The 14,556-nt window shown below is 51.6% G+C and carries 14 protein-coding genes; 5 read left to right on the top strand and 9 right to left on the bottom strand.

Annotated features, from left to right (window positions below; genetic code table 11):
* The first annotated feature begins 357 nt into the window (after nt 1-357).
* Complete coding sequence (locus tag L6442_RS02940) at nt 358-831, top strand: hypothetical protein (RefSeq protein ID WP_212980442.1); 474 nt, start codon at nt 358-360, stop codon at nt 829-831.
* Nucleotides 832-864: 33 nt separating this feature from the next.
* On the opposite strand, the gene L6442_RS02935 is transcribed toward L6442_RS02940, so the two are convergent.
* The 3 genes from L6442_RS02935 to L6442_RS02925 form a co-directional block, all read right to left on the bottom strand.
* Nucleotides 865-2,487 carry an NAD(P)H-hydrate dehydratase gene (locus L6442_RS02935; protein ID WP_212980443.1) on the bottom strand — a complete coding sequence of 541 codons (1,623 nt, stop codon included), beginning with the start codon at nt 2,485-2,487 and terminating at the stop codon, nt 865-867.
* A 249-nt stretch (nt 2,488-2,736) separates the two neighbouring features.
* On the bottom strand, nt 2,737-3,369 hold the full coding sequence (locus L6442_RS02930) for an NAD(P)-dependent oxidoreductase (RefSeq protein ID WP_212980453.1): 633 nt from the start codon (nt 3,367-3,369) through the stop codon (nt 2,737-2,739).
* A gap of 472 nt (nt 3,370-3,841) precedes the next feature.
* Nucleotides 3,842-5,032, bottom strand: a complete 1,191-nt coding sequence (locus L6442_RS02925) for an IS701 family transposase (RefSeq protein ID WP_237100135.1) — start codon at nt 5,030-5,032, stop codon at nt 3,842-3,844.
* A 731-nt stretch (nt 5,033-5,763) separates the two neighbouring features.
* Between L6442_RS02925 and L6442_RS02920 the strand changes: the two genes are divergently transcribed.
* Both L6442_RS02920 and L6442_RS02915 read left to right on the top strand, forming a co-directional pair.
* Nucleotides 5,764-6,417: an MgtC/SapB family protein gene (locus L6442_RS02920; protein ID WP_194233140.1), complete on the top strand. Its 654-nt coding sequence runs from the start codon at nt 5,764-5,766 to the stop codon at nt 6,415-6,417.
* 78 nt (nt 6,418-6,495) lie between these two features.
* The gene (locus L6442_RS02915) at nt 6,496-7,416 is read left to right on the top strand and encodes a hypothetical protein (RefSeq protein ID WP_212981154.1); all 921 of its coding nucleotides are present in this window, start codon (nt 6,496-6,498) and stop codon (nt 7,414-7,416) included.
* A 574-nt stretch (nt 7,417-7,990) separates the two neighbouring features.
* Here the strand turns inward: L6442_RS02915 and L6442_RS02910 are convergent.
* The 6 genes from L6442_RS02910 to L6442_RS02885 form a co-directional block, all read right to left on the bottom strand.
* The gene (locus L6442_RS02910) at nt 7,991-8,221 is read right to left on the bottom strand and encodes a hypothetical protein (RefSeq protein ID WP_212981155.1); all 231 of its coding nucleotides are present in this window, start codon (nt 8,219-8,221) and stop codon (nt 7,991-7,993) included.
* A gap of 151 nt (nt 8,222-8,372) precedes the next feature.
* Nucleotides 8,373-8,606 (bottom strand): YezD family protein, encoded by a 234-nt coding sequence (locus L6442_RS02905; RefSeq protein WP_194233064.1) that lies wholly within the window; start codon nt 8,604-8,606, stop codon nt 8,373-8,375.
* Between the two features lie 107 nt (nt 8,607-8,713).
* Nucleotides 8,714-9,577 (bottom strand): sulfate ABC transporter permease subunit CysW, encoded by an 864-nt coding sequence (gene cysW / locus L6442_RS02900; RefSeq protein ID WP_212981156.1) that lies wholly within the window; start codon nt 9,575-9,577, stop codon nt 8,714-8,716.
* A gap of 1 nt (nt 9,578) precedes the next feature.
* Complete coding sequence (gene cysT / locus L6442_RS02895) at nt 9,579-10,418, bottom strand: sulfate ABC transporter permease subunit CysT (RefSeq protein ID WP_212981157.1); 840 nt, start codon at nt 10,416-10,418, stop codon at nt 9,579-9,581.
* A gap of 30 nt (nt 10,419-10,448) precedes the next feature.
* On the bottom strand, nt 10,449-11,486 hold the full coding sequence (locus L6442_RS02890; RefSeq protein WP_212981184.1) for a sulfate ABC transporter substrate-binding protein: 1,038 nt from the start codon (nt 11,484-11,486) through the stop codon (nt 10,449-10,451).
* Between the two features lie 439 nt (nt 11,487-11,925).
* Entirely contained in the window at nt 11,926-12,972 is a 1,047-nt protein-coding gene (locus tag L6442_RS02885; RefSeq protein WP_212981158.1) for a lactonase family protein, read from the bottom strand.
* A gap of 191 nt (nt 12,973-13,163) precedes the next feature.
* Here L6442_RS02885 and L6442_RS02880 point away from each other — a divergent pair, with 191 nt between their 5' ends.
* Both L6442_RS02880 and L6442_RS02875 read left to right on the top strand, forming a co-directional pair.
* Nucleotides 13,164-13,451: a hypothetical protein gene (locus L6442_RS02880; protein ID WP_212981159.1), complete on the top strand. Its 288-nt coding sequence runs from the start codon at nt 13,164-13,166 to the stop codon at nt 13,449-13,451.
* A 59-nt stretch (nt 13,452-13,510) separates the two neighbouring features.
* Nucleotides 13,511-14,095: an LOG family protein gene (locus tag L6442_RS02875; protein WP_212981160.1), complete on the top strand. Its 585-nt coding sequence runs from the start codon at nt 13,511-13,513 to the stop codon at nt 14,093-14,095.
* Nucleotides 14,096-14,556 lie beyond the last annotated feature (461 nt).

Below are 14,556 nucleotides of genomic sequence, written 5' to 3'. Positions count from 1 at the left end.
ATTCCTTATCCTTTTATTTAGTTCAACTTATATAAAAAGGCAACCTCCCGGCCCTTGCATGCAGGGAAGTTGCCTTTTTTCCAATCGCGATTTTCGATTCAACCCATGTCTGACATCCACCTGCTTCCAGACCACCACTTCTTCCCGCTGATCAATCAAAATCTCCGTAGCTAAAGCAAGGGGGTTTACGCCACAAACGATAATCCTAAATCCAATCAATAATGACTAATTCCACTCAAGCTCCCAATCCAATCCCTTCTTAATATGCCGACACGATGCGAAAGATTGCTGTTGTAACCTTTTTCATGGCTTGCGCTTATGCTGTAACAAGGATGACTTGGGCAAGGAGCGAATCAAATGAGAAAACCGGAATCTTCCTTTATCCATGCCCGGCTGAAGTCGGGAAAATATACAATGAACAAGCTGGCATCCGCAGGTTTGACCCTGCTGATGCTAATGCTGCTGTCCCGGATGCTGCCGATGGCGGAGACGCCCTGGAGGTCGGAGGGAACCGATGTCGCCATTTCCCCTGAAATCTGGGTCTACAGCTATGCGATGCTCATCTCGATTGCAACCGATGCGATCCTGGCCGTTATGCCGCCGATTAATCGCCTGAAGCAGGCCACCATGTATGCGGCAGCCGGTTATGTCACCTTTTATTGCCTATTTATCAGGACGCCGGAATTTGACGGTTATCCGGAACTGGCGGCTGTTGCAGGCGTGTGCACCGTGCTGGTTTTTTTTACGGGCAAGCGTTTGTTCTCCGAACAGTCCTTGCTTACGCCAGTATTTGCGCTTCTGGTACCGCTGATTTGTATGTTTTTTTTGTAAAAGCATGGAAACCGCCAATTTCAATGTACTGATTTACAATGCCTCAATCAGGTCGCCGGCGATCAAAGACGGCAGGTTTCCGCGCCGCGCGGCAGCACGCTCGCCTGCAATCCCATGCAGATACACCCCGTATGCCGCGGCCTGCGGTCCTGTCAGTCCTTGGGCTAACAATCCGGCGATGATGCCAGTCAGCACGTCGCCGGAACCGCCTGTCGCCATTCCGGCATTGCCCGTTATATTCACGTAAGCGAATCCGTCCGGCGCGGCGATAACTGTCCGCGCCCCTTTAAGCACGAGCGTCACCTGATGTTTGACCGCATAGGCCACAGCCGTGGAAATCCGGTCACGCTGTATTTCCTGCGTGGACAAGCCGGTCAAGCGGGCCATTTCGCCTGGATGCGGAGTCAATACCGTTTCCGCCTTTCGCTCTTGCCAGGATGTAAAATCTCCGCAGTCCGCCAGCATGTTCAGTGCGTCAGCGTCCACGACGAGCGGACAGGCGGCTCCTTCCCAGATGCTGCGCAGCCAGGCGCCGTCCCCGTCGAAACGTCCCAGACCGGGGCCAAGCGCCAGTGCGCTGCGGCTTTCGGCCAGCCCGAGCACCGACTGGGCTGAAGCTTCATCCCAGTCGCCGTCCGCAGCTGGCGCTAGCATAATTTCCGGCGCTGCACCGGCCATATGCGGCAGCAGCGATGCGGGCAGCGCCCAGGTCACGAGGCCGCTGCCCGCACGAAGCGCCGCGCGGCTGCAGAGCAGGCCCGCGCCGCTCATGCGCGGGCTCCCGGCCGCCACAAGCACGTGGCCATACGTGCCTTTGTGGCCGTCCGCCGCGCGGCGGCGCGCCGTGTCCACGTGCAGCGGGCCGCGCAGCGTGCTTTCGGTCAGCAGGAAGGCCATGCCCTCCTGCTGACCGCACAGCTCCGAGGGTATGCCGATGGAGCGGACCACCACTTCCCCGGCGGCCTCCGCGCCGGGGTACTGCGTCACGCCTCGCTTCAGGAACGCGAGGCAGACCGTCAGCCGCGCCGCAATGCACGGCTGGCTGACTTCCCCCGTGTCGGCGTTCACCCCGCTCGGGATGTCCGCCGACACGATGATATTGCCGCTGGCATTCGCTGCGGCAATCATGTCCGCGTACGCGCCGCGCGGAGCGCCGTGCGCGCCCGTCCCCAGCAGGGCATCAACGATGCCCGTGCATACGGTATAGTCCACGGCGTCGCGCCCGTGGACAAGCATGGGGATGCCCAAAGCCGCGGCAGCGTCCCGCTGCAGGGCGGCATCCCCATGAAGTTGCTCCGGCGGCAGGGCATACACGATCGTGACGCCCATGCCCGCCTCGCGCAAATAACGCGCGGCCACCAATCCGTCGCCGCCGTTATTGCCCTTGCCCGCGAGGATAAGCCAGTGCTCCCGCTCCGGCCGTTCGAGCGCCAAATCCTCGTCCCCCCTCACCCATCCGGTCCGCCCTACTCCTGCGCCGCATCCTTCCGCGGCCATCTCTTCTCGCAGCAAGGATTCCCGTCCGCGGCATAAACGGATAATTTCCTCCGCAATGGCTTTGCCCGCATTTTCCATCAGCGCCATCGACGGAATGCCAATCTCCTGGGTCGTGCGTCGGTCCAGCTCCCGCATTTGCTGAGAAGTCACAATATACATGGAATACCTCCTAACGAAAAATACAAAAACAGATTTGCATCACATGGAAACAAACTGCGCCAACAACTCTGATTGAAGTCACGAGCGTCCTAACGCAAAGCATGAAAAAGGCAGCACCTAAATACCCGCGGCGGCTGCCTTTTTCTCTATCTTTCTTATGCCTTGCCGCAGCTTTCGGAACCTATAGGTGCCACTGCTCCTACACGTGTAGAACTGGCAGACTACTTTTGAAAAATGTTAATCATATTGTTAATACGCAGCCGTAAAACGGGAACCCATAAAATACGGATCCTCCAGCTCATCGATCAGCGCAGCCGCCAAATCGCCTATCGTAATCCGGCTGCTGCCGATTTCATCCGTAATCAAGCGGTCGATGCCGATTCTGAAATTGCCGCTGCGGCGCCCTTCCTCCAGAACTGCGGCCGGACTTAGATAAGTCCATTCGAGACCTGACTGGCTGTAAATCTCATATGCGTCAGCATGGGCTCTGGCCAGCGGATAAAACTCCGCCGGGAATGACGGTGTATCCATCAGCCTTACGCCTTCATCCGTTATCAGACTACCCGCCCCTCCTACAATAAGCAGACGTTTCGTCCCGGCGCGCCGAACGCCTTCGACCAGGGAACGGGCAGCTTCAAGCAGCTCTTCTTCCATGCCGAACTTTGGACCGTAAGCGCTGATCACGGCTTCCCGGCCTTTCGCATGCTTCTCCACCGATTCCGGATCAAGAATATCCCCCTGCACAACATGCAGGCGTTCATGCTCCAGTTTTAAACGGGAAACGTCGCGCACGACGGCGGTTATTTCATGTTCGCGGTTCAGCGCCTCCGTAAGCAGCGCCTGCCCAACCCTGCCTGTAGCGCCAAAAATCGTAATATTCATAGGGTGAATTGTTTCTGTCATAAATGAAATCTCCTCTGTGTCGGTATACCATCCTAATGGCGGCTGCTTTTACTAATGACCTTGCTAAATCCAATACTCTTATATTACCCTCAAAACTCCCTTAATGCCCGGAAATCTTCAAGAATATCCGAGAACCGCCCGCACCAAATTGGCCGAAATGGCATAGGCAATTTCACTGACGGAGAAAATAAACTCGTGACAATACCTTTAAACTTCCCGACAAATATGTCTTGAAATCGATCCTGTAAAGAGAAAGTCCGCAGCCATTCTGCATGCGGGTTCAACTTTGTTTCCGCAAATTCCCGCCTGCCGCTGACGAATGAACATGAAAGTTGGGCTGGAAAAGTTCCAGAGCTTTTTCAGGCATATCGGGTTACATTTTCAAATACATAACTGTACATGCCAATAAACACTTCAAGAAATTGTAAATTCAAAAAAGCTGACAGTATCCCTATGCAGCTCTAAGCTGTGTTTGAATTTGAGCGAGAGCTACTCCGGATAGAGCTTGTTTATAGACATACTCAATCCAATGTTGCTTTTTTTCTCGTCGATATTGGTGCAATCCATCCAAAAGATTGCCCTGACCGCTGTAAATGCAGCACATCGAAACAAAAGATAGCAGCGCCCAGTAGCGATCGATCGCTTTCGTAGATCGAACCTGATATCGATCCAAGCCGAGGTGGACCTTCGCCGCTCGAAAATACGTTTCAATCGACCATCGCTTGCTGTAATAGCTCAGAATTTGCTTGTTGGTTAGAGAAACATCTGTACTTAGAAAAGCTTTTACTTGCTTTGGGTTCAGTTCTTCTCCTTCTTTCCAGCAGAAAAGAACGACTCCATTATCCAGCAAATTGAGCTTTCCTTCGTATCGATAAACGCGATAAGAGTCTACTCCGATGGTCACGAGATCGGTATCAGACTTCGAAATAAACGAAGCAAATTCTTTAATGGATTGGCGAATCCCTTGGGGGTAAATGATGCGATTGGTCTTCAGACCACTAATGACATGGAATCCTTGCTCGCTACTCACCTGAAGAACAGAGGCTGAAGGATACCACGAGTCCATTAATACGTACGTAGGGTGATGAGACCTGGGCACTTGCCGAATCATGTCACAAACCAGATCAATCTTGCTCTTGCTTTTGGATTCATAACGTTCTGTTGCAAAAGGATATACGACATCACCCGCCCGAAGCATGGCTTCCACTACAGCATGACCATAGACCTTCTTGCCCTTGAGATGAGAGTGGTGAAAGGCTGATCCCTGGATCGAGTCAACCGCCTGTGACGAAGGTTTGGTTTTTTCACACACCGTATCATCTACGAGGACAAAGATCGGACTGTTATTGTGTTTGGCGCTGAATTTGACTTGCTGATAGGCGATATTACGTACGATGTCCTTCAGGAACTGTTCATCCCACTTCCCATGGGATAAAAAATGGCTTAAGCTTCTGCGATCCCGATGGTGCAAGCTTTCACGATGTATGTCTGTTAAGGTACCTGTAAATCCAGATGACAACATGCCATCTACAAAGTGAGTGATGTGACTCATTACAGATTTGGAAAAATACAACGGGAGTTTCCATTGCCGAAAGATATTGTACCAATTGCGATGCTGTGTTAACGTATACGTATGAGACATTTCTTGTTCTCCTCTGCGTAGAGTGGTTGGTCGCACTTCTATTTTACACAGAGAGAATCAAGGATGTCTCTTTTTACATTTCATTACAGTGAATTTTGGCATGTACAGTACATAAGATAAAATAAACCCTATAGCCAGTAAAATAACCCCACAAAGAGTATCGGAAAGAAGTAAGGACGCCCTTCAAAGAGGGGCGCTTTTGCGGAGCAAAAGTACTGAGTGGGGCCTATGCTTTGATCCTTATTCCTAAACCTTTGCGGGGACCCCAAAAAACTTATAAATTCTATAATCGTAAGAAAATCGTCTATCGACGTACTCTCATAGAAGACAGACCGCATTTAGCGGTAATTTTTCCAATCAACATTTTCCTGATATAGCGTATTTACCTGCACTTTTGATCATCATAACCGAAGACACGACCTCCAAGAAAATAAACCGGGAAATGTCCATTTCGCCCTGAACCTGCGTCATCATCCTGGAAATTTCAATCAGCCGATGGATCATCTTCGACGAAAAACTATCTGACGAATCCATATCCGGCCTTCATACCATTTCTCAGGACATTCATTTCTCCACCGGCGACAAGGGATTAATGGCGTACCCGTTTTTTTGCGCAATGGGTAATAAATCAGGAACTCTTCGTTTAGCGGTAGTTTTCCTTGCGGTATAAGGATGTGGGCTTCTTGAAGCCTATCCTTTCTTATATCTTCAGAAAAGGAGCTGATGAATGCATGATAGCAGAATACATCATCCGTTTGGCAGTAGCCGGATTGCTTGGAGCAATCATTGGTTTGGAGCGAGAGCTCCGGGCCAAGGAAGCCGGTCTTCGAACCCATTTTCTCGTCAGCGTCGGCAGTGCGCTTATTATGCTGGTATCGCAATACGGCTTTTCCGAGGTGCTCGGAATGGATCACGTCGCGCTTGACCCAAGCCGTGTGGCGGCACAGGCGGTCAGCGGCATCGGTTTTCTTGGGGCTGGCATGATCATTATCGAACGCAAAATGGTACGTGGCCTCACGACAGCCGCTGGGGTATGGGCCACCTCAGGCATCGGCCTGACCATCGGCTCGGGCATGTATGCCGCCGGCATCAGCGCAACCATCCTCGTGATGATCGGTCTTGAGCTGCTCAGCATGATTTTCAAAACAGGAAGGGCGCTGAATATATCCTTCGAGCTGGAGTCCAAAGAATCCGTACAGCCGATTCTGGAATCGCTGGCGTTACGAAAAATCTCCATCTCCTCTTATGAAATGGTTCAGGATTCCGAACATCCGGGGATGTATCACCTCAAAATCGAAGGCAAGGCCAAACATAACGGCACTTTGCAGGAGCTGCTGGGGGATTTCGATAACTTGCCCCATATAATATCCGCAAAATTGGAATAATTGAACGAACTGAAATATTGAAATCCGGAGCCTGTTGTGCAATAGTGAAAACAAATGCGATGAAGGGAGGGGAGCCGGATGTCCCTTGCGGCTTGGATACCTGTATACGATATAACCTATACGCAGCCTGGAATCTTCATGGCGGGGCTTGCCGTCCTAGTATTCCTGTGGACGTATATCCGGACCGCCCGCTCCTACAGAAAAGCCGCATCCGCTCGGTTGGAGCGGCTTCAACACACGCTGGGGCTATACTGCCGTGCAGCCGGTATGCTCGATGAAGAACCAGGTACTCAGGCTTCGGGCGAACCGGAGCCGGAATCCGAATCACTAAGCATAGTGCTGCAGCAGTGCAAGGCTGCCCCGCTTATAACAACCGAACTTATTGAAACGATAGATATGTATCTAAGAGAACGGGATACTTCCCGCCATGTCCAGCTCCAGCGGACGCTAGGCCGCGAGATTAGCCGCCGTATCCGTGAGCAGGCATCCATTATCCGCTCTCTGGACAATCCCGGCTGGGGGATCGGACTCTGGAAGCTGGTCCGTCCCGCGCTTCCTTTTGCGACCTTGGCGTTCATCCTGAGCTTCTGCCTACAGCTCTACCAAGCATTTCAGGAAAGGCATATTCCGCTGCTTTCCTGGACAAGCGCCGAGTTGTGGATGCGTTTTGTCTCATGTCTGGCCGCAGTCGTATTTTTCTATCTTGCCGTCATGACGAGCCGGAACGATTCACCCCGGTATGCTTACCGTATTTTGGCCCTCACCATCAGCGCGGCTGCGCTAGGGCACTTTGCCGGCTTGGCCGCTGCGCCTTACATAGTAGCCGTTCAGTTTATCCTTTTTCTAAGCGGATTCGGCATCAACAAGAAACGGTCACGCCGCGATCGCCCATATCCGGGCTCCGTGGATCTGCTTGAAGATTCAAAGAAAACGGAACATACGCAGGAAGCAGGAAAAACGTCTATCGACGCAGTTTCTAAGAAGACAGATCGCGTTTAGTTATCTTGCGATTATAGAATACAACAGGTGATTCCGTTGCCTCCGCATCATGGATAGGCTGATTCGGTGAGCTTGCGCCCGGAATGGCTGCCATAAACTCTATTGAAAACAATTCTATCATTATCAAAGAAAACCTCACTCACTCGAGCGGGTTTTTTTTTGGTGGATGATCGAATCCCTGTATGGAAGGGAGGGCAAACTGGATGGTGGTGAAACGGAAAACGGAATCTCTGGAGCCGCAAATCACTTGGTAGAACGTTCATTTTTTCGTTCCTTTGTGCGATCCTATGCCAACTCAACTATTTTAACGGACACTACAAACGCTAAGCCGCCAAAAACAGCCGTTTGGGAATTCTAACGGTCACCACAGCGCTTAAACTCTCCGAAACACAGGTAAAAACAGGCTTCTTCCCCAAATAGCTGCACCTGTGTCCGTTAAAATTCAAAATCGTCGGATTTGCCCTTCATAGCGGCCCCTGTGTCCGTTAGAGTTTGTTGCGATCCCAACGCATATGTCGATCCTACGTTTGTGTGCGATCCATCCATACGATCCCCAACGCAGTTAATTCGTCCGTTATGACGACTTCCCGCTGGCCGTATCGACAGATTTCACGGATATCCCTCTTGACCTTAAAGTGATGGAATCGCAGTAAATGGTAGCGCCTCCATAAACGATCATAGCTTTCTTTCCGTTAATAGAAGTCAAAACTGCCAAATATGTTGGCGATACTGCAATTCCCTGTACGCCCCGTTTGTTCCGGTCCTTTTCCCCGGATTTTACGAGTATTTCGTAAAATGGCAGCAAAAAATAACCTCCGGCGGCTCATCAGCAGAATTCTTCATTCCGCAATGAGCAACCAGAGGCCTCTTTGTCATGGGCTTTTGAGACAAACGACAGATGATTGTTTGTCCAAAAGCCAGTACCGTATACACTCGGTCCCGTTACTAGCAGCGCCTTAAACCTGCCTTTGTTCAGGGGCCGCTTTTTTCAATTCCTGCCTTGTCCGCGCCGCAAGTGCCGTCTTGCCCGATTTGGCAGACGCATTCTCGAAACGCTTCCGCTCGGTCCGTTCCATCTGCACAATCTGGCCTTCATGCACAACGATGTGAAGCGAGCCGAATTCCATGTCATTCAACTGGCTTGCGATCCGATCGAGCCAAATCTGATCTACCTGGAGCCCTTTTGCCATGATGCGCCTCCTTTGCTTCCGGACGTATTATGATGCCAACCCAAATTATTCATTCTTTTCCAACTAATTTACTTTGTTTTAACATTATCATGCCGGCAAAAAGACTGTCAATGTACATTTTTACGGGCATAAAAGCTTTTGACCAAAAGCGTGGCGAGCGCCAGCAGAAGAAGTAGGGAAGCTACGGCGAAGGAGGCGGAAAACTGGTATTCGTTATAAAGTATCTCCACATGCAGCGGCAGCGTGTTCGTTTCTCCCCGGATATGTCCGGAAACGACCGACACCGCTCCGAATTCGCCCATGGCCCTCGCATTGCACAAAATCATGCCGTAAATAAGCCCCCAGCGGATATTCGGCAGCGTCACGCGCGTAAAAACAACCCATCCCTTTGCTCCCAGCGTAATGGCAGCCTCCTCTTCCTGACTGCCCTGATCTTCCATAAGCGGGATCAACTCCCTTGCGACGAAGGGGAAGGTTACGAACAGCGTCGCCAGCACAATGCCGGGTACGGCATATATGATTTTGATGTCATGATCTGCAAGCAAGGGACCAAACCAGCCGTTTGCTCCGAACACAAGCACGAAGATCAGGCCGCCGATAACCGGCGACACGGCAAAAGGCAGATCGATCAGCGTAATCAGGACACCCTTGCCTTTAAATTTGAATTTGGTGATTGCCCAAGCTGCCGCCACGCCGAAGACGGTGTTGAGCGGAACGGTGATCAGCGCCGCCAGCAAAGTCAGCCTCAGGGCGGATAATGCATCGGGGTCGGTTAAAGCGCTGATGTAAACCTCCCATCCCTTCTTCAGCGCCTGGGTCAGTACAACCCCAAGCGGAAGCAGGATCAGCCAGAGAAGCACCAGCACAGCTGCCGCAATAAGCAGCCATTTCACCCATGATGCTTCCGTAGCGGCCCGCGAGCTTTGAACCGGTCGAACCGCGGCGGCGGCGCCGGGAATATTTCCAGCCATGCTACACCGCCTCCTTTCTCCGGCCAGACCACCGCTGGAGCGAGTTGATCACAAGCAGCATCAGGAAGGAGATCAGAAGCAGCAGCAAAGCAACTGCAGCCGCGCCCGCATAATCATATTGCTCCAGCTTCGACATGATGAGCAGCGGCGCAATCTCCGTTTTCATCGGCATGTTCCCCGAAATGAACACGACCGAGCCGTACTCCCCGATCCCTCTCGCAAAAGCCAGCGCAAATCCGGTGAGCAGCGGAGGAACAAGTCCCGGCAGGATGACGGAGCGGAACGTGCGAAACCGGCCTGCGCCAAGCGTCGCGGATGCCTCCTCGGCATCCCGCTCCGCATCCTGCAGCACAGGCTGCAGCGTCCTTACGACGAACGGCAGCCCGATGAACATCAGCGCCAGCGTAATCCCCTGCTGCGAGAAGGCAATTTTGATGCCTAGCGGCTCAAGCAAGGAGCCGACCCAGCCGTTCGGCGCATACAAAGCGGTCAAGGATACTCCCGCGACCGCCGTCGGCAGCGCAAAAGGCAGATCGATCAGCGCGTCGCACAGCTTCCTTCCCGGAAATTCGTAGCGGACCAGCACCCAGGCAAGCAAAAGACCAAGCACAGTATCGACCAAAGCGGCGGCGGCCGACGTTGTGAAGCTGATGCGGTAGGAGGCGAGTACGCGCGGATCGGTCGCCACCTGCCAGAATTTCGCCCAATCCAGCCCGGTCGAATTGATTAAAAGCGCCGATAACGGCAGTAAAACGACCAGACTTAAATAAGCAACACTGTATCCCAGCGTAAGCCCAAAGCCGGGCAGCACCCGGCTCCGGCCCGTCTTCACTTGGCTCATCACTTATCCCCCTCCTCTTGCGGCACATTTTTATTTTCCCGGCGTATAAATCTGATCGAATACCCCACCATCGCTAAAGTGATTGGCCTGCGTTTCATCCCAGGTTCCGAAAACATCTTTCAGCGTAAACAGCTGAATATCTTTAAACGTATCTTTATATTGGTCTAGAACGCTGGCAAGCGTCGGACGGTAGAAGTTTTCGGCGGCTATTTTTTGCCCTTCTTCCGAATAAAGATATTTCAGGTAACCTTCCGCAACTTCGCGCGTGCCTTTTTTGTCCACGACTTTATCCACGACAGCCACCGGCGGCTCAGCCAGAATGCTCACGGATGGATAAACGATATCAAATTTGTCCGGCCCCAATTCCTTGACGGAAAGCAGAGCTTCATTCTCCCATGCCAGCAGCACATCGCCGATCCCGCGTTCCACGAAGGTTGTTGTCGCGCCACGGGCTCCGGTATCCAGTACCGGCACATGCTTGTAAAGATCGCGGACAAATTCTTTCGTTTTTTCCTCATCGTTATTATTCTGTTTCAGCGCATAACCCCAGGCCGCCAGATAGTTCCAACGCGCTCCCCCTGATGTTTTCGGATTAGGCGTGATGACCTGCACGTCGTTTTTGATCAGGTCGTTCCAATCCTTGATCTGCTTGGGATTGCCTTTACGCACAAGAAAGACGATGGTTGAATTGTATGGAGTGCTGTTCAGATCGAATTTGCTTTGCCAACCTTCCTTGATCAAGCCTTTTTTCTGGATAGCGTCAATGTCATATCCCAAAGCGAGCGTCACCACATCCGCCTCCAATCCGTCAATAACGGAACGGCTTTGGGCCCCGGAGCCTCCGTGGGACTGCTTGATCGTAACCTTCTGTCCCTTTTCCTTTTCCCAATAGGCTGCAAAAGCTTTGTTGTAATTTTCATAAAGCTCCCGGGTCGGGTCATAAGAGACGTTCAGCAAATTGATCTCTTTCGCGCTGCTTTTCGTCCCGGCGGCCGAACTTTTCCCCTCCGCAGACGACCCGGCGCTCTCCTTGGAACCGCAAGCCGCCAGCGAAGCCGCCACCAGCATGGCAAGAACGATTGCCGCCGCTCTTTTAACCGTTCTGTTTTTTTCGTTCCGGTATTGTCCCATATTCCCCACTCCTATTTTACGAATTGGCTTTGCCCCGCCTGCAGCCCAGAAAGCAAAAAAAAACGGAGAACTCCTGTTTCCCCACATGGCGCGACTGCATGCTGCAGGCTGCAGGCCATCTTGGATCAGCAGTTCCTCCGTTTGTACGGCGAGAACGAAATCATATGCGTTTGTTTAAATTTATTATTCCTACCTGTTTAGTATGTTATATTCGTATTGTAATCATAGTCCACGGCTTCGTCAATCTTTTTTTCAGGAAATCCTTGGTGTTTGCTATCTATACCTGGGAGATTCAGTCCAAAAGAAAAATTAGCCCCTGCAATATGCAGAGGCCTACTTCATTTCGTTCCACCCTTAAAGCTCAAATGGGACACGATTATTTACGGATCGGGAGAATACATACAGGCTTCGGCACTTCAAGCTCGTACCCTGTCGGCGTCAGCCGTCCGCTCTCTTTGTCTATCCTGAAGGAAACGATCGTGTTGCTGTTCTGGTTGGCCGCAAGCAAATATCCGCCTTTGAAAATAGCGAAGTTGCGCGGCGTCTTGCCGTTGGTGGATACCCATTCCACTGCAGTAAGCATGCCCGTGGATGGATGGATATGATAAAGCCCGATGCTGTCCTCGCTGCGGTTGGAGGCATAAAGAAAACGTCCGCAAGGCGTGACATGGATGTCCGCGCTTGCGCTTCCCCGCGCCGCGCCTTCCGGAAGAGCCGATAACGTCTGCAAAATGTTCAGATCCCCTGTCTGCGCGTCAAACTCATAAACATTCACCGTGTCGTCCAGCTCGTTGATTCCATACGCCCAGCGGCCAGAAGGATGGAAATCAAAATGGCGCGGTCCCGCTCCGGGAGCCGTCTTCACCGCATGATGCGATACCAGCTTGCCTTCCTCCAAACGGTAAAAAACAATTTCGTCCAATCCGAGATCACATACCAGAGTATACTTTCCGTCCGGATCCTGGAATATGGAATGCGGATGCGCCCCTTCCTGGCGTTCCCGATTGACGCTGCTGCCTTTGTGCTGTACCAAGCCGCTTGGCGCAAGCTCCCCGTTGTTTTCAATCCGGTAAGCATTCACATGTCCGCTTGTGTAATTGGCAACAAGCACATGCCTTTCATCCCGGCTGAGCGATATGTAGCAAGGAGCCGCCCCCCGGGTCGGCTGGCGGTTCAGCAAATGGAGCCCGCTCGTTTCCGCGTCCACCGCATAGGCGAACACTTCGCCTTCATCCGTCTCGCTGACTGCATACAAACGATCTTGAGCCTTGTTGACGGCCAGAAACGATGAATTGGCAATGCCATCGGTACGATTGACGATTTCCATACGGCCGCTGCCCAAATCCAAGGCGCACAGAAAAATCCCCGGCTCGTCCTCACGGGTATAGGTTCCGGCATAAAACAGGCTGGTGTTATCATTCATATCGAATCCGCTCCTTTGTTCTCTGCTTCAAGGTCTGACGAAAAAATTCTGTCCATATTCTTACAATAAGGGTTTATTTGTTTTTCAGCAATGATAACTCAAATTTTCAAGTTCTTTCTATTCGCTGCTGCAAACATTATAATGAAAACAAGAACGTTAGTTCCTCATTTACCCGAACCAGGGAGGAATTCATGAAGAAATTTGTGGCAATCCTGAAAGAGAAAAGAACAGGGGAACTTTCCGAACATTTATTGCGGCGCCACGTCGATCAACTGCGAAAATTTCAGGCTGAAAGGCAAGCTGCAGTTGTGCGGACCTTCCGGGACAGCAGTCAGGCGATCCGAATTTTGATCTGCGATCATTTCGGCGAAGCGACAGCGATCATGGAAAGCGATCCCTTCAATCAAGACGGGGATTATGCCTCTTATGGACTAAAGGAGCTCCTTGAAGCGAATGAGGACAACAACTGGCTTATGTAAAGATCCAACAAAAAAATGTACAGACAAAATGAAACATGCATCTGGAGGAGGAGATTCGATTGAAATCGGTAGCTGTATTTTGCGGGTCGAGCATGGGGGCCTCGGAAGTTTATGCGGATAAGGCGAAACTGCTCGGCAAGGAGCTGGCGCATCGCGGAATCACGTTGGTGTACGGAGGCTCCAGCGTCGGCATTATGGGTGCCGTGGCGGATGCCGTTCTGGCGGAAGGCGGGAAGGTTATCGGGGTGATGCCCGGCTTTTTGGACAAAAAGGAAATATCCCATAAGCATTTGACCGAACTGTTTATTGTCGACTCCATGCATGAACGGAAGGCCAAAATGGCCGAACTGGCCGAAGGTTTCATGGTCCTGCCCGGCGGACCGGGCACGATGGAGGAATTTTTTGAAATCTATACCTGGGCCCAGCTTGGCCTGCACCGCAAGCCGCTCGGTTTTCTGAATATCAACGGCTATTATGATCCTCTGCTGGCATTTTTCCAGCATATGGCCCGCGAGCAGTTCCTGCATGAAAAATATCTCACCATGGCCCTAGTCGATACCGATCCCGGCCGTTTGCTCGATCAATTTGCCGCCTATGAGCCGCCAGCCGTTAAGACTTACCTGAAGAAGCCGGATCAAACCTAAAACCAGAAGAAACATGAAGATAGATGAAATTTGAAAAATCGAAAAGAAAAGATACCGGGCAACCCTAAATGACGTAAGAAAAAACGTCTACCGACGTATCTTCACGGATGGCAACTCGCATGCTGCCCATTCGTTCTGGCATTATATGCTGCAGCCTTGCATTCTGAATCCCGTATGCTGCAGCCTTGCATTCTGAATCCCGTATGCTGCGGCTTTGCATTCTGAATCCGTATGCTGCGGCTTTGCATTCTGAATCCGTATGCTGCGGTTTTGCATTCTGAATCCGTATGCTGTGCCTTTGCATTCTGAATCCCGTATGTTGGACTTGCAGTAAGGAATCCATACACCTCAGCTGCATTGCGGAACTCGGAACAGGCTAACGAAACTCACAATCGTTATTTGGGCAATTTTAGACCTCCGGAAATTTTAACGAAACTGGGTATCGCTATTGACCACAATAA

The organism is Paenibacillus azoreducens (genome assembly GCF_021654775.1).
Lineage (GTDB): Bacteria > Bacillota > Bacilli > Paenibacillales > Paenibacillaceae > Paenibacillus_AQ > Paenibacillus_AQ azoreducens.
Note: the sequence above shows the minus strand (reverse complement) of the source record. Positions and strands in the feature narration are given on the sequence as shown.